The sequence below is a fragment of the Xanthomonas melonis genome, from assembly GCF_020783655.1.
Lineage (GTDB): Bacteria > Pseudomonadota > Gammaproteobacteria > Xanthomonadales > Xanthomonadaceae > Xanthomonas > Xanthomonas melonis.
The window spans coordinates 153,394-167,671 of the sequence record NZ_JAJGQH010000003.1 but is presented as its reverse complement, the minus strand read 5'-3'; the positions used below and the strand labels follow the sequence as shown (position 1 = coordinate 167,671).

15 protein-coding genes are annotated in these 14,278 nt (G+C 66.3%); 10 read left to right on the top strand and 5 right to left on the bottom strand.

The features are described from left to right. Positions 1–12 precede the first annotated feature (12 nt). Complete coding sequence (locus LL964_RS04140) at positions 13–1,608, top strand: M4 family metallopeptidase (RefSeq protein WP_104586119.1); 1,596 nt, start codon at positions 13–15, stop codon at positions 1,606–1,608. 109 nt (positions 1,609–1,717) lie between these two features. Continuing rightward, complete coding sequence (locus LL964_RS04135; protein ID WP_104586120.1) at positions 1,718–2,203, top strand: Mpo1 family 2-hydroxy fatty acid dioxygenase; 486 nt, start codon at positions 1,718–1,720, stop codon at positions 2,201–2,203. A 167-nt stretch (positions 2,204–2,370) separates the two neighbouring features. Here LL964_RS04135 and LL964_RS04130 read toward each other — a convergent pair whose 3' ends face one another. Further along, complete coding sequence (locus LL964_RS04130; RefSeq protein WP_104586122.1) at positions 2,371–3,273, bottom strand: NAD-dependent epimerase/dehydratase family protein; 903 nt, start codon at positions 3,271–3,273, stop codon at positions 2,371–2,373. A gap of 169 nt (positions 3,274–3,442) precedes the next feature. On the opposite strand from LL964_RS04130, the gene LL964_RS04125 reads away from it, so the two are divergent. Genes LL964_RS04125 through LL964_RS04100 form a run of 6 tightly spaced genes read left to right on the top strand, consistent with a single transcriptional unit; the run spans position 3,443 to position 9,392 of the window. Next, a complete protein-coding gene (locus tag LL964_RS04125; protein ID WP_104586123.1) occupies positions 3,443–6,271 on the top strand; it encodes a monovalent cation/H+ antiporter subunit A in 2,829 nt (942 codons plus the stop codon). Then, positions 6,271–6,645, top strand: coding sequence for a Na+/H+ antiporter subunit C (locus LL964_RS04120; RefSeq protein WP_104586124.1), 375 nt, complete (start codon positions 6,271–6,273; stop codon positions 6,643–6,645). The genes LL964_RS04125 and LL964_RS04120 overlap by 1 nt, the downstream gene beginning before the upstream one ends. Beyond that, complete coding sequence (locus tag LL964_RS04115) at positions 6,642–8,186, top strand: monovalent cation/H+ antiporter subunit D (RefSeq protein ID WP_104586126.1); 1,545 nt, start codon at positions 6,642–6,644, stop codon at positions 8,184–8,186. The genes LL964_RS04120 and LL964_RS04115 overlap by 4 nt, the downstream gene beginning before the upstream one ends. Continuing rightward, on the top strand, positions 8,183–8,689 hold the full coding sequence (locus LL964_RS04110; RefSeq protein ID WP_104586127.1) for a Na+/H+ antiporter subunit E: 507 nt from the start codon (positions 8,183–8,185) through the stop codon (positions 8,687–8,689). Before LL964_RS04115 ends, LL964_RS04110 begins: the two co-directional genes overlap by 4 nt. Continuing rightward, positions 8,686–8,970 carry a K+/H+ antiporter subunit F gene (locus LL964_RS04105; RefSeq protein ID WP_104586129.1) on the top strand — a complete coding sequence of 95 codons (285 nt, stop codon included), beginning with the start codon at positions 8,686–8,688 and terminating at the stop codon, positions 8,968–8,970. Before LL964_RS04110 ends, LL964_RS04105 begins: the two co-directional genes overlap by 4 nt. Next, positions 8,967–9,392 (top strand): Na+/H+ antiporter subunit G, encoded by a 426-nt coding sequence (locus LL964_RS04100; RefSeq protein ID WP_104586131.1) that lies wholly within the window; start codon positions 8,967–8,969, stop codon positions 9,390–9,392. The genes LL964_RS04105 and LL964_RS04100 overlap by 4 nt, the downstream gene beginning before the upstream one ends. Positions 9,393–9,562: 170 nt before the next feature. Here the strand turns inward: LL964_RS04100 and LL964_RS04095 are convergent, their stop codons facing one another. Next, entirely contained in the window at positions 9,563–10,174 is a 612-nt protein-coding gene (locus LL964_RS04095) for a lectin (RefSeq protein WP_425478144.1), read from the bottom strand. A gap of 110 nt (positions 10,175–10,284) precedes the next feature. Between LL964_RS04095 and LL964_RS20065 the strand changes: the two genes are divergently transcribed. Next, positions 10,285–10,410: a hypothetical protein gene (locus tag LL964_RS20065; RefSeq protein WP_255626112.1), complete on the top strand. Its 126-nt coding sequence runs from the start codon at positions 10,285–10,287 to the stop codon at positions 10,408–10,410. A 197-nt stretch (positions 10,411–10,607) separates the two neighbouring features. On the opposite strand, the gene hmgA is transcribed toward LL964_RS20065, so the two are convergent. The 3 genes from hmgA to hppD all read right to left on the bottom strand — a co-directional run bounded on the left by hmgA (position 10,608) and on the right by hppD (position 13,652). Then, on the bottom strand, positions 10,608–11,921 hold the full coding sequence (gene hmgA, locus LL964_RS04090) for a homogentisate 1,2-dioxygenase (protein WP_104586135.1): 1,314 nt from the start codon (positions 11,919–11,921) through the stop codon (positions 10,608–10,610). 71 nt (positions 11,922–11,992) lie between these two features. Then, the gene (locus tag LL964_RS04085) at positions 11,993–12,373 is read right to left on the bottom strand and encodes an endonuclease domain-containing protein (protein WP_104586137.1); all 381 of its coding nucleotides are present in this window, start codon (positions 12,371–12,373) and stop codon (positions 11,993–11,995) included. A 163-nt stretch (positions 12,374–12,536) separates the two neighbouring features. Then, a complete protein-coding gene (hppD, locus tag LL964_RS04080) occupies positions 12,537–13,652 on the bottom strand; it encodes a 4-hydroxyphenylpyruvate dioxygenase (RefSeq protein WP_208621394.1) in 1,116 nt (371 codons plus the stop codon). A gap of 122 nt (positions 13,653–13,774) precedes the next feature. Here hppD and LL964_RS04075 point away from each other — a divergent pair, with 122 nt between their 5' ends. Beyond that, positions 13,775–14,263: a MarR family winged helix-turn-helix transcriptional regulator gene (locus tag LL964_RS04075; protein ID WP_104586141.1), complete on the top strand. Its 489-nt coding sequence runs from the start codon at positions 13,775–13,777 to the stop codon at positions 14,261–14,263. Positions 14,264–14,278 lie beyond the last annotated feature (15 nt).

Here is a 14,278-nt window from a genome sequence, read left to right as displayed (position 1 = left end):
GAGAGAGTCGTCATGCAATTCCATCTGTTGGGCGCGGCCATCTGCTGCGCGCTGTCGTTTTCTGCTGCCGCCACTGCGGCGGATCTGTCTGCCAACGCGGCGGTCTCGCGTGCGCAGGGCTTGCTGGGCAACACCGCCTCGGCCCTGGCCAATCGTGCACCTGCCGATGTCTTCATCGCGCGCGACAGCATCGTCGATGCCGATGGCAGCGAGCATGTGCGTTTCGATCGTACCTACCAGGGCCTGCCGGTGATCGGCGGCGATGTGGTGGTGCATTCGCGCCGCGGGGTGATGCGGCAGCTGAGCCAGACCCTGGATACGTCGTTGCGCCCCAGCCTCGTACCCGGGATCGATGCCGCCACTGCGTTACGCGTGGCCTCTGCGCAATTCGACGTGGCGCAGGACGCAGCACCGCGTGCCAGCCTGGCGATCTATGCGCGCCAGGGAGCGCCACGCCTGGTCTACGATGTGGTCTACAGCGGCATCAAGCCGGACCAGACGCCGACCGAAATGCATTACATCGTCGATGCGGTGGATCGGCGCATTCTCGAGTCCTGGGATACGGTGCATACCGCGTGCGCGGGCGGCACCGCCGCAGCCGGTAGCGGGCGCGCCCTGTACGCGGGCAGCGTACCGCTGGCCAGCACGCGGTGCAGCAGTGGATTCGAGCTGACCGATCTCGGTCGCGGTGGCGGTGCGACCTATACCATGCGCAACGGCACCTCCGGCAACGGCACGCTGCTGACCGATGCCGACAACGCCTGGGGCAACGGTGCCAACAGCGACGCCGCCACGGTGGCGGTGGATGCGCACTACGGCGTCTCGCTGACCTGGGATTACTTCAAGAACATCCACGCGCGTAGCGGCATCGCCAACGATGGGCGCGGTGCGCGCAGCCGCGTGCACTACGGCAACCGCTACAACAACGCCTTCTGGTCCGACAGCTGTTTCTGCATGACCTTCGGTGATGGCGACGGCAGCACGTTCACGCCACTGGTCTCGGTGGACGTTGCCGGCCACGAGATGACCCACGGCGTGACCAGTCGCTCGGCGCGGCTGGTGTATGCGGGCGAATCGGGCGGCTTGAACGAGGCCACCTCCGACATCATGGGCGCGATGGTGGAGTTTTCCGCCAACAACAGCGCGCAGCCGGGCAACTATCTGATCGGTGAAAAACTCATCGCCGGCAACAGCAGCGGGACGCTGGCGCTACGCTACATGTTCAAGCCCAGCCTGGATGGCGATTCGCCGGACTGCTATCGCAGCAACCTGGGCTCGATCGATGTGCATTACAGCTCCGGCGTGGCGAACCATTTCTACTATCTGCTGGCCGAAGGTGCAGTAGTGCCGAGCGGTTTCGGTGCGGGCACCAGCTACAACCTGACACCGGCCGGGCTGGTCTGCAATGGCAATACCGCGTTGACCGCGATCGGCCGTGCCGCCGCCAGCCGCATCTGGTACCGCGCGCTCACGGTCTACATGACCTCGTCCACCAACTATGCAGCCGCGCGCCGGGCCACGCTGAGTGCGGCCACCGACCTGTATGGCAGCAGCTCCACGCAGTACCGCGCCGTGGCGGCCGCCTGGAGCGCGGTGTCGGTCAACTGACCGCATCGGTGCCGTGCCGCCCACCGACGGCACGGCAGGGCAGCGCTGATGCGTGCGCACCACTGCAGCGGTGCGCACGCGTATGCTTGGGTCATTCCTGGGAGGGAACATGACCGAACGCACTACGACCGCGCGACCGATCGACCGTTATTTCGCCAGCTATTCCGACGACCACCGCAATGCCACCAACCAGCAGATCCATGTGCTGGCGGTGCCGGCCATCCTGTGGTCGGTGGTGGCCCTGCTGTGGTGCATTCCGGTCGGCGGTACCTGGTTCACCAGCGGGGTCTGGGCAGCGCTGACGATGTTCGCGGCATGGTCCTACTACAACCGGCTGTCGCGCCCGCTGGGTCTGGGCATGTTGGGGATCTTCTTCTTCTTCGGCTGCCTGTGCCGGCTGGTCGAGAGCAGGATCGGGCTCGACGGCCTGTTCGCCACAGGCCTGGCGGTCTTCGTGCTGGCGTGGATCGCACAGTTCGTGGGGCACAAGATCGAAGGGCGCAAACCGAGCTTTCTCACCGACCTGACCTATCTGCTGATCGGGCCGATCTGGGTACTGGCCAAGCTCTATCGCCAACTGGGCTGGCGTTACTGAGGCAGTGGCAGTCTGCCGGCCGCTTGGACAATCGATAGAACGGCTGCACTCACCGCCAGCTGATTCCAGCCGGCGCCTGGAATCGTCGCTACTGCGCGCTGCCTCCGGTTCTGCGCGCGCCTTCCACGCCCGTGGAGCGACTGCTCGCTACGTTCTGTCGGCCACGCTCAGTCGCCGATGCCAAGCTCTTCCGGCAGCGGCCGGAACGCGCGTGGCGCATAACCGAAATCGCGGCGCGCCGGTTCCAGATCGAATACCAGGTCATCGCGCATGCGCTGCAGCGCCGCCGCGTTCATGCCGCGCAGGCGTCCCATTCGATGGGCAGCGGTCAGCGCAAGGCCGAACAGGCTCGGCGGCACCTGATACAGGCGCGCCGGTCGTGGCAGTGCGGCGAGTACCCGCTCCACCATCTGCGTGTAGGCCAGTACTTCGCCACCACCCACGGCATAGCTGCGTTGCTGCGTGGCCACCTGCCCGAGTACGGCCAGTGCGGCATTGGCCAGGTCGTCCACATGCACCGGCTGGCGCAGGCCGGTGGCGTTGGCGGGCAGCAGGAAGGCGCCGGTGCGCTGGGCAAGCCCGGCGATCTGGGTCAGCGTCTTGTCGCGCCCGGCACCGTAGACCAGTGTTGGGCGCAGCACGGTGGCGGCGCAGCCGCGCGCCTGCGCCGCGGAGAACAGCGCTTGCTCGGCAATGGCCAGGCGCTGGGCCACGTCGCGCTCGGCCGGATCGCTGGAATGTTCCTTGACCTCGACGCTGGTGGAGCCGAAGGCGACGATGCGCGCGGCGACCACCGGGTTTTCGGCGTACCAGCGTGAAAAATGATCCAGTGGCCCGCAGCTGAAGATGGCCTCGAACGTCTCACCTGCTGCCGCAGGCATCGCCAGGTCGCCTTGTCTCCAGATCAGCCCCGTCCGCGTCGCGCGCGGTTGACGTGACCACGCCGTGACCTGCCAGCCGCGACTCAGCAGCCGGGTCAGCAGGCGTTCGCCGATCTGGCCGCTACCGCCGAACACCAGGGCGCGGGGCGCGGATACGGCGGCGGACGGAGCAGGATCGGCAGCGGTCACAGGGGCAGCGAAGGTGGCGGCGGTGAGAACAGCATACCGAGTCCACCGCGCTGGCGCGCAGCACGCCGCAGCCACCGCTCGACTGCTCTGCGCCGCGCCGCGTTGACGCCAGCGTCAATCAACGCTTTGTTAAACTCGACGGCCTGCTCGCGAATCTCGTGTTCCCTGCATGCCTTTTCCGTTGGAAATCCTGCTCGGCCTGCCCTTCCTGATGGCGGCGGCCGTTGCGCTTCTCTGGCGCACGTCACGCGCGATCACCGCATGGGTGGCGGCGGCCGCACCGGTGGCCGGGTTGCTGGTGCTGGCCTGGCTGACGCCTGCGGTGCTGCGTGGCGAGATCGTCGCCAGCGAACATGCGTGGCTGCCGCAGATCGGCCTGTGGTTCTCGTTGCGGATGGACGGGCTTGCATGGATGTTTGCGCTGCTGGTGCTTGGCATCGGCGCATTGGTGGTGATGTATGCGCACTACTACCTGAGCGCGCGCGACAGCGCCTTGCGCTTCTTCGCCTATCTGCTGCTGTTCATGGGCGCGATGCTCGGCATGGTGTTGTCCGGCAATCTGCTGCTGTTGATGGTGTTCTGGGAACTCACCAGCATCAGCTCGTTCCTGCTGATCGGCTTCTGGTCGCATCGCAGGGATGCGCGCGACGGCGCGCGCATGGCCTTCGTGCTGACTGCCGGCGGCGGGCTCGCGTTACTGGGTGGCGTGCTGATGATCGGCCGTATCGTGGGCAGCTTTCAGCTGGATGCGGTGCTGGCCGCTGGCGATACGCTCCGTGCCAGCGCCTTGTATCCGTATGCGCTGGGCCTGGTGCTGCTGGGTATCTTCACCAAGAGCGCGCAGTTTCCGTTTCACTTCTGGTTGCCGCATGCGATGGCCGCGCCGACGCCGGTGTCGGCCTACCTGCACTCGGCCACGATGGTGAAGGCCGGCGTGTTCCTGCTGGCGCGCCTGCACCCGGCACTGGCCGGGACCGACCTGTTCTTCTACACGGTGACCGGCATCGGCGCGATCACGCTGCTGCTGGGCGCGTGGTACGCGATCTTCCAGCACGATCTCAAGGGCGTGCTGGCCTACTCGACCATCTCGCACCTGGGCCTGATCACGATGCTGTTCGGGCTGTCCACGCCGATGGCGGTGGTGGCGGGCGTGTTCCATCTGCTCAACCACGCGGTGTTCAAGGCATCGCTGTTCATGGCCGCGGGCATCATCGACCACGAAACCGGCACGCGCGATATGCGCAAGCTGGGCAACCTGCGCCGTCTGATGCCGTTCACCAGTGCGCTGGCGATCACCGCCTCACTGGCGATGGCCGGGATTCCGTTGCTCAACGGATTCCTGTCCAAGGAAATGTTCTTCGCGGTGGCGCTGGAAACCGACGCGCCGCAGTCGATGCGTGTGCTGGCCAGCATCGCCGCGCTGCTGGCCGGTCTGCTGGGCGTGGCCTATAGCCTGCGGTTCGTGCACGACACCTTCTTCGGCGACGGCCCGCGCGATCTGGACACCACGCCGCACGAGCCGCCGCGCTGGATGAAGATTCCGGTGGAAGTGCTGGTGCTGATCTGCGTGGCGGTAGGCGTGATACCGGCGTGGACGGTGGCGCCGGTGCTGCGCGCCGGGGCCGCCGCCATCCTGGGCCAGGCGCTGCCCGACTACAGCCTGGCGCTGTGGCACGGCGTCAACTGGCCGCTGGCGATGAGCATCGCCGGCATCGTCGGCGGCACGCTGCTGTACATGACCTTGCGCCGTACGCTGGACCTGCACGCGATCGAGAACCGGTCGCCCGGCAAGGCGCTGTTCCACTGGAATCTGCGCACGCTGTTCGCCTCCACCACGCGCATGACCGATGCGGTCACCAACGGTAGCTTGCAGCGCATGCTGATGCTGCTGGTGCTCAGTGCCGTAGTCGTGGCGTCGATGCCGTTCCTGCAGGGTGGCGCGCTGCCGGTCTGGCCCGCGCCGGCGCCGATGCCGCTGCTGGGCTGGATGGTGTGGCTGCTGATGATCGCGTGCGCGCTGGGCAGCCTGTTCCTGTACCGGCAACGCCTGCTGGCGGTGCTGGTCCTGGGCGGCACCGGGCTGGCGGTCAGCCTGACCTTCGTGTTCCTGTCGGCGCCGGATCTGGCGCTGACCCAGCTGCTGGTGGAGATGATGACCCTGGTGCTGATGTTGCTGGCGATGAACTACCTGCCCGAGCGCTCGCTGCCCGAGAAGGCGCGGCTGCACAAGCTGCGCGATGTCGCCCTTGCGGTGATCGCCGGCGCCGGCCTGGCCGCGCTGTCGTACACGCTGATGACCCAACCCAGCCCCACCGTGGCCGGCGAGATGCTGCAGCGCGCGCTGCCGGAGGCGTACGGGCGCAATGTGGTCAATGTCATCCTGGTGGATTTCCGCGGGTTCGACACCTTCGGCGAGATCACCGTGTTCGCCATCGCCGGGCTGGTGGTGCATGCGCTGCTGCGGCGCTCGCGCATGGCGCCGGAGCGCAGCATGCCAGGTCCGGCGATCCGGCTGCCGGTGCCGGCCGATCTGGCGCAGATCATGTTCCCGCTGACCCTGACGGTCTCGTTGTTCCTGTTCCTGCGCGGCCACAACGCCCCGGGGGGCGGCTTCATTGCCGGCCTGGTGCTGGCGGTGCCGTTGCTGATGCAGTACGTGATCCAGGGCGCGGCGTCGGTGGAGTCGCGCTTTGGCTTCGACTATATCCGGCTGATCGGTGTCGGCCTGCTGTGTGCGCTGCTCAGCGGCGCGGGAGCGCTGGCGTTCGGCCTGCCGTTCCTGAGCAGCGGGCATGCCACGGTTGGGTTGCCGTTGCTGGGCGAGCTGGAACTTGCCAGCGCGCTGGGCTTCGATATCGGCGTGTATCTGGTGGTATTCGGCGCGGCGATGTTGATGCTGTCGATGATGGGCACGATCAAACCGTCGCGCACGCGCACCTCGCAGCGCGGCGAGATCGATCCTGCCCGGCGTTCGACACGTACCGCGGAGCAGCATTGATGGAACTGGCAGTGGCAAGCGCGATCGGCGTCCTCACCGCATTGGCGATCTATCTGCTGCTGCGTGCGCGCAGCTTCGACGTGATCCTGGGGATGACCTTCCTGTCGTATGCGACCAACCTGCTGATCTTCGCGGGCGGGCGGTTGCGCAGCGGCCAGGCGCCGGTGCTGCGCGATGGGGTACCGGTGGACCTGCAGCATTACACCGACCCGCTGCCGCAGGCGCTGGTGTTGACCGCGATCGTGATTGCATTCGCGATGACCGCCGTCAGCCTGGTGCTGGCGATCCGCAGCCGCAGCGACAACGGTAGCGATCATGTGGACGCGCATGAAGATGCGACCACCGGGGTGGATACGCGCGAGGCGCAGCGATGAATCATCTGCTGATCCTGCCGATCCTGATCCCGATGCTGGGCGCCTGCGCCTCGCTGTTCGTCGAGCACCGCCGCTATGGGCCGCGCGTACAGCGCAGCGTGGCGTGGACCAGCCTGGTGCTGCTGGCGATCGCGGTGATCGCGTTGTTCGCGCGCGCGGCCGATGGCCAGGTGCTGGTCTATCTGCTGGGCAACTGGCCGGCGCGGCTGGGCATCGTGCTGATGGGCGACCGCCTGTCGGCGTGGATGCTGCTGACCACGCTGCTGCTGGGGGCCGCGTGCCTGCTGCATGCCTGTGCCGGGTGGGACCGACGCGCGCCGCATTTCCATGCGCTGTTCCAGTTCCAGCTGATGGGCTTGAACGGTGCCTTCCTGACCGGCGATATCTTCAACCTGTTCGTGTTCTTCGAAGTGATGCTGATCGCCTCGTACGGGCTGCTGCTCAGCGGCGGACGCGGACTGCAGATGCGCGTGGGGCTGCATTACGTGGTGTTCAACGTCTGCGCCTCGACGCTGTTCCTGATCGCGCTGGGGCTGCTGTTCGGCGTCTTCGGCACGCTCAACATGGCGCAGCTGTCGCAACGCATCGCCGAGCTGCCGGCGCAGGACCTGCCGCTGGCCAAGGCGACGCTGGGAGTGTTGCTGGTGGTGTTCTGCAGCAAGGCGGCACTGCTGCCGTTGTATCTGTGGCTGCCGGAAACCTATTCGCGCGCTCCGGCGGCGGTGGCGGCATTGTTCGCGATCATGACCAAGGTGGGGCTGTATGCGACCTTGCGCATCTCCAGCCTGTGGTTCGGCGCCGGCGCTGGCGCGTTGCACGGATTTGGCCGGCATGCGCTGCTATGGCTGGGCATCGCGACCCTGCTGATGGCCGCCTTCGGCGTGATGGCGGCATCGCGCCTGCGGGTGATGGTGTCGTATCTGGTGGTGTTTTCGGCGGCGACGTTGTTCATCGCCTTCTCGCTGGACGATGCGCGCGCGCTCGGCGCGGGCCTGTACTACCTGCCGCACAGCAGCTTCGTGGCGGCCGCGCTGTTCATGGTGTCGGACTTGATCCGGCGACGCCGTGGCAGCGCCAGCGATCGCAAGGAAGTCATCGCTCCCCTGCCCGGACGTGCGATTCCCGGCACGATGTTCCTGATCGCCGCGATCGCGGTGGCAGGGCTGCCGCCCTTGTCCGGCTTCCTGGCCAAGGCCGCGTTGCTGCAGCACGTCCCCGAGGGTCTGGTCGGGCCGGTCTGGGGCGCCATTCTGGGAGGCAGCCTGCTGGTGGTGATCGGCTTGACCCGTGCCGGCGTGCGCCTGTTCTGGCGGGTGCCCGTCGCGGCCGAAGACACGCCCGAACTGCAACCGCAGCGCCGTGGCCGCATGCGCCCGGTGGAGACCGCCGCCACGTTGTTACTGCTCACTGCGCTGGTTGCGATGACGGTGGCGGCCGACCCGTTGATGCGCTACACCGATGCCGCCGGCGCGCAGTTGCGCGACCCCGGCGCCTATGTGGATCAGGTGCGTGCCAGCGCGCCGCTAAGGAGGGCGCCATGAACATCCGTGTGTCATGGCGACGCCGGATCTTTCCGTCGGCACCGTTGAGCGTGACGGTGTTCGTGTTCTGGCTGCTGCTCAGCGACAGCTTCGGCCCGCAGCAGTGGGTATTGGGCGCATTGCTCGGCGTGGTGGTGCCTATTTTCGCTGCACGGCTGGACCGCGAATTCGCGCGCATCGGCTCGTTGCGCTCGGTGCCGCGCATGCTGCTGGTGGCCGCCGGCGATATCGTGCGCTCCAACATCAAGGTGGCCATGCAGGTCCTGGGACCCGAATCGCGTATCCATCCGGGTTTCATCTGGGTACCGCTGGAGATCGCCAACATCCACGGCATCGCCGCGCTGACCAGCATGATCACGCTCACCCCCGGCACCGTCTCGGCGGCCTTGTCGGACGACCGCAAATACCTGCTGGTGCATGTGCTGCATCTGGACGATCCCGATGCCTTGATCGCCGAGATCAAGCATCGCTACGAGAAGCCCCTGATGGAGATCTTTCCATGACCGGTCACACGTTCATCGAATCGACCATCGTCGTGTGCATGCACGCGGTAGGCCTGGCCATGCTGATGGCGCTCTGGCGCCTGCTGCGCGGCCCGTCGGTGCCAGACCGCATCCTGGCGCTGGACACCCTGTCGATCACCGCCATTGCCGAGCTGATGCTGCTGGGCATGTATCTGGATTCGCCGATCTATTTCGAAGCCGCGCTGGTGATTGCGATGCTCGGCTTCGGTAGCACCGTGGTGTTGAGCAAGTACGTGTTGCGGCGGGACATCGTCGAATGATCGCGCTGACCGAATACCTGCTCGGTGCGCTGCTGCTGGTGGGCACCTTCTTCATCCTGATCGGTGCGTTCGGGCTGGTGAAACTGTCGGATTTCTTCAAACGCCTGCATGCGCCGACCAAGGCCAGCACGCTGGGGGTGGGCTGCGTGCTGCTGGCGTCGGTGGGATATCACCTGTTCCTGGGCGTGGACCCGCAGCCGCGCGAGCTGCTGATCACCGTGTTCCTGTTCATCACCGCGCCGATCAGCGCCCACCTGATGGCCAAGGCCGCGCTGTCGCTGATGATGGAAGACCGACCGGAAGTCCCCAACCACGGCGAGATGGAGAACGAAGGCTTGCCAACGCCGACGACGCAAGGGGACGTCGGCGAGAATGTAGAGAGCGCCAAGCAGCACGAGCGGCCATCCTCCGATCCGCGCTGAATGCCGCGCGGCATTGCGCTGCGAGCGGGCGTTGGACCCGGTAGGTCACGTGCCGCGTACCGCCTGGCTGGCGTGAGGCGTTGCCGGTGAGGCGTTGCCGGTGAGGCGTTGCCAGCGCTGCGTACGTGGCTGGCGTGGCGACGCACTGGTCCGCGGGCACGCCACATCGCTCATCCGCAACCCTCCACATAGTCCACCTGCGGTGGCAGGCCGACCCGCCAACTGAGCACCTTGCCGTCGGCGTCGGTCTCGAACACCAGCGCCGACCGCGCTGCCGTATCGGCATGCCGCAGGGTCTGCGCGCCGGGCACGTACTTGTGCGGCTGCGCCTCCAGCCCATCCGGGTACAGGCTGCGCAACTGCGGCAGCGTCATGCCGACCCGGCCGCCGCCCGGCGCGAGTTCCTTCGGTTCGTTGGTCTGATAGCGGACCAGGCGATCTTGTTCGAACATGAAACCGAAGCGCCGCGCGTCGTCGGCCCATTGCGGGCGTAGCAGGTAGCAACCACCGTCGGGGGCCGCATCGCCACGCAGATCGCCGCCCCAGGCCGCGCGAGCCTGGCTTGCATCCATGCCCAGGCGCAGGTCGCCGTAGCCGTCCATCCGTGCGAGCGCGGTCTCTGCCTGCCGCAGATGCGGTGGAAACGTCCCTGCCGGGGCGGTCGCCGGAGGCACCGCTCCGGTCGGCTGGTCGCCAACGGACGCGACCGGTGCGGGCGACACCGACGCCGCGGGCGCGTCGTCCGTGCGATGGCAGCCGGCCACGGCCGCCAGCATGCCCATCAAGCCCAGCGTTCTGAAGATCATGCGTTCGCTCCCGATGTCTCTGCGCAGCCTACACAGGCTGCATCGCAGCGATGTGCAGGACCTGCATCCCTGCCTTGCGCAGGCCCATGCACGGCCGGCACGCCGCCGCCGATGTCATCGTCGCTTCATCGGTCGCGCTCACCCTGGCGTCTGCCGAGCGCGTGCGTATCCGGATCGGCGAGCTGCTTCCCGAGGCGCTGCAGGCGGCCTGATGCGGCCAGACACGCGTGGTCCATCGTCCATCGCGTGCGATCGGCAACGGCCGGGACCACCACGCCGTCCAGCCTGCTGCATGCAGTGCTGGGCGGGAAGCGGGCTTGGCCACACAATCATCGTGACGGCATGGACTGCCGCCTACGGACACCGCTGTACGCCACGGCCGGCCGCGCAGCGGGTTCGATCGCCGCCGCTAGCCTGCCGCGTCGGTCGTGGGCGCCTCGAAGCCGGCGCGCAGGCCATTCCAGCAGCGCTGGTAATCGCCCTGCCGGTGGGCGGCCTGCAGCGCCTGCCGAGTGGGGCGCAGCACCGCACGCGTCTCGAACATGAAGGCCATGGTGTCGGCGATGACGTCCGGGCGCGACAGATCCGCCTGCGAAGCCTTGTCGAAGGTGGCCGCATCCGGGCCATGCCCGCTCATGCAGTTATGCAGCGATGCCCCGCCAGGCGCGAAGCCCTCGGCCTTGGCATCGTAGACGCCGTGCACCAGACCCATGAATTCGCTGGCGACATTGCGGTGGAACCACGGCGGACGGAAGGTGTGCTGCGCCACCAGCCAGCGCGGTGGGAAGATCGCAAAGTCCATGTTGGCAGTGCCGTGGGTGTCGCTGGGCGAGGTCAGCACGGTGAAGATGCTCGGATCCGGGTGATCGAAGCTGATCGAGCCGATGGTATTGAAGCGGCGCAGATCGTAGCGATACGGCGCGTAGTTGCCGTGCCAGGCCACCACGTCCAGCGGCGAGTGATCGATGTCCGCGCGCCACAGGTGACCCTGGAATTTGGCGACCAGTTCGAATGCGCCCTCGCGCTGTTCGAACGCCGCGCATGGGGTTTGGAAATCACGCGGATTGGCCAGGCCGTTGGCGCCGATCGGCCCCAGATCCGGCAGACGCAGCAGGCCGCCGAAGTTCTCGCAGACATAGCCACGCGCCTGCCCATCGAGCAGCTCCACCCGGAACCGCACGCCGCGCGGAATCACCCCGATCTGCTGCGGTTCCAGTTCGAGCACGCCGAGTTCGGTGCACACGCGCAGCCGGCCGAGTTGCGGCACCAGCAGCAGCTCGCCATCGGCGTCGTAGAAAAAGCGATCGCGCATGGACGCGTTGGCCGCATACAGGTGCACTGCCACGCCGCTCATCGCTTCCGGGCTTCCATTGCCGGCCATGGTGTACAGGCCATCGACGAAGTCGGTGGGCGTGGTTGGCAGCGGCAATGGACTCCAGCGCATCTGGTCCGGCGGCACCGGGCCGTTGCCGAAATCGTTGTGCACGTGCGACTGCTCGATCAGCGAAAAGCTGCCATGCACGGCGGCCGGACGAATGCGGTACAGCCAGCTGCGCCGGTTTGCGCCGCGCGGTGCGGTGAAGGCGGTGCCGGACAGTTGTTCGGCGTACAGGCCATGCGCCACGCGCTGCGGCGAGTTCTGTCCGACCGGTAGGGCACCGGCCACAGCTTCGGTTGCGAATTCATTGCCGAAGCCGGTCATGTAGTGCTGCGGGTTGTGCATGGTGGCGCGTCCGGATGTTGACCCTCCTCCTCGACCGCAGAAGGCTGGGCTTGGGGTGGATCAAGCCCCTCTCACGTCGGAGAGGGGTCGGGGTAAGGGTACGGCGGCGCAATGACATGACAGATCGCCTCGACCACCGCATCGAGTGAAAACAGTACATCGTTGTTCCAAAAGCGCAGCACCGCCCAACCCTTCGATTGCAGCCATTGCGTTCTTGCCTGGTCGCCGACGGCATGATGCTGCGATCCGTCCAACTCGACAATCAACCTGGCTTCAATGCAACAAAAATCTGCGATGTACAGCGGAATCGGATGCTGCCTTCGAAACTTGAAGCCTTGGAGCTGATTCCCACGCAGACGGCGCCATAGTGCGCGCTCTGCGTCGGTCATGTCGCGACGCAATGCGCGTGCGTGGGCGAGTGCAACCGTGGGTAATGGCGGCTTGATTCTCATCGCTCCACCGTACCCTCACCCCAACCCCTCTCCCGTCGGGAGAGGGGCTTCAACTGCGTGAGTCTTTCTTGGTTGTCTTGTCGGACAACCGGTTCCCGACGATGTGGCGACTGGACGTATCGCCTTCAGCGAATCCCGAATGACGAATCACCAATCCCCGCCCTCAAAGCACCCCGCGCTTGATCTGGTCGCGCTCGATGCTTTCGAACAGCGCCTGGAAATTTCCTTCGCCGAAGCCTTCATTGCCCTTGCGCTGGATGATCTCGAAGAAGATCGGGCCGATGCAGTTGGTGGTGAAGATCTGCAGCAGCTTGCGTTGCTTGGTGTCCGGGTCGGCGTCGATCAGGATCTTGTTGCGGCGCAGCCGTTCGACGTCTTCACCGTGCGCGGGGATGCGCAGATCCACCACATCGAAATAGGTGTCCGGCGTGTCCAGGAAACTCACGCCGGCGGCGCGCATCTTTTCCACGCTGGTATAGATGTCGTCGGTGAAGCAGGCGATGTGCTGGATGCCCTCGCCCTGGTAGGCGTCCAGGTATTCGTTGATCTGGCTCTTGGGGTCGGAGGATTCGTTGAGCGGGATGCGCACGATGCCATCCGGCGCGGTCATCGCCTTGGACACCAGCCCGGTCTTGGCGCCCTTGATGTCGAAGTAGCGGATCTCGCGGAAGTTGAACAGGCGCTCGTAGTAGTCCGACCAGCGCTGCATGTTGCCGAAGTACAGATTGTGGGTCAGATGGTCGATGAAGGTCAGCCCGAAACCGGCCGGGTGCTGATCGGCGCCTTCGATGGGTTCGAAGTCGGCGTCGTAGATGCTGCCTGCCTCGCCGTAACGGTCCACCAGGTACAGCATGCAGTCGCCGATGCCCTTGACCACCGGCGCCGGCACCGCACGCGTGTCGGGCTTGTTCTGCACCGCTTCGCCGCCGTTGCCCAGCACGGCCTGCAGCACGGTCTCGGCCGGGGTGCGGAAGCGGATTGCAAACCCGCAAGCGCAGGGGCCGTGCGCGGCGGCGAAGTCGGCGGCGAACGAATCGGGATCCTCGTTGAGCAGGAAGTTGACCCCGCCCTGGCGGTAGACGGTGATCGCACGGCTGCGGTGGCGCAATACCGCGCTGAATCCCATCTTGCGGAAGTAGTCGTGCAGTTGCGCACCTTGTCCGGCCGGGGCGGCAAACTCGACGAATTCGAACCCGTCGATCCCCATCGGATTGTCGAAGGTGGTGACCTGCATACCCGGATCCGGGCGGTGTGCGGTGGTGTTCGGTTGTGCGCTCATCGTCGTTTCTCCACGCTGGGGTGTCCGCAGGGCTATGCGGAGTGGCAGAAGACCCGCGAGAATGCGCAGGCCACCCTCGGTTTGTAGTTGCAAATGAAACCAAAATCAAGACACAGCGCAGCATGAGCGATCTCGACGCCCCCCAGCCGCCGCAACACCCCGTGCTGCTCAACCTGGAGCAGTTCCTGCCGTATCGCCTCAGCGTGCTGTCCAATCGCATCAGCAGCAACATCGCCAAGGTATACGGCGATCGTTACGGCATGGCGATTCCCGAGTGGCGCGTGATCACCATCCTGGCGCTGTACCCCGGGTCGTCGGCCAGTGAGGTCTCCGACCGCACGGCGATGGACAAGGTGGCGGTCAGCCGGGCGGTGGCCCGGCTGCTGGAGCGGGGTTTCATTCGCCGCGAGACCCACGGCGACGACCGCCGCCGTTCGATGCTGGCGCTGTCGCCGGCCGGGCGCCAGGTCTACGAGACCGTCGCTCCGTTGGTCAACGAAATGGAACAACGGCTGATGTCGGTCTTCAGTGCCGAGGAACAGCAGTTGCTGGAACGTCTGATCGACACGCTGGCCAAGGACGGGCTGCCGCGCATGGCCGGCAAGGACTGACTGCGGGCGCTTCGC

Bases quoted from the DNA above. Each gene is read 5' to 3' on its own strand.
- LL964_RS04140 (WP_104586119.1), top strand. From the start codon at position 13: ATGCAATTCCATCTGTTGGGCGCGGCCATCTGCTGCGCGCTGTCGTTT.
- LL964_RS04135 (WP_104586120.1), top strand. From the start codon at position 1,718: ATGACCGAACGCACTACGACCGCGCGACCGATCGACCGTTATTTCGCC.
- LL964_RS04125 (WP_104586123.1), top strand. From the start codon at position 3,443: ATGCCTTTTCCGTTGGAAATCCTGCTCGGCCTGCCCTTCCTGATGGCG.
- LL964_RS04120 (WP_104586124.1), top strand. From the start codon at position 6,271: ATGGAACTGGCAGTGGCAAGCGCGATCGGCGTCCTCACCGCATTGGCG.
- LL964_RS04115 (WP_104586126.1), top strand. From the start codon at position 6,642: ATGAATCATCTGCTGATCCTGCCGATCCTGATCCCGATGCTGGGCGCC.
- LL964_RS04110 (WP_104586127.1), top strand. From the start codon at position 8,183: ATGAACATCCGTGTGTCATGGCGACGCCGGATCTTTCCGTCGGCACCG.
- LL964_RS04105 (WP_104586129.1), top strand. From the start codon at position 8,686: ATGACCGGTCACACGTTCATCGAATCGACCATCGTCGTGTGCATGCAC.
- LL964_RS04100 (WP_104586131.1), top strand. From the start codon at position 8,967: ATGATCGCGCTGACCGAATACCTGCTCGGTGCGCTGCTGCTGGTGGGC.
- LL964_RS04095 (WP_425478144.1), bottom strand. From the start codon at position 10,174: ATGGGCATGCTGGCGGCCGTGGCCGGCTGCCATCGCACGGACGACGCG.
- LL964_RS20065 (WP_255626112.1), top strand. From the start codon at position 10,285: ATGCACGGCCGGCACGCCGCCGCCGATGTCATCGTCGCTTCATCGGTC.
- hmgA (WP_104586135.1), bottom strand. From the start codon at position 11,921: ATGCACAACCCGCAGCACTACATGACCGGCTTCGGCAATGAATTCGCA.
- LL964_RS04085 (WP_104586137.1), bottom strand. From the start codon at position 12,373: ATGAGAATCAAGCCGCCATTACCCACGGTTGCACTCGCCCACGCACGC.
- hppD (WP_208621394.1), bottom strand. From the start codon at position 13,652: ATGAGCGCACAACCGAACACCACCGCACACCGCCCGGATCCGGGTATG.
- LL964_RS04075 (WP_104586141.1), top strand. From the start codon at position 13,775: ATGAGCGATCTCGACGCCCCCCAGCCGCCGCAACACCCCGTGCTGCTC.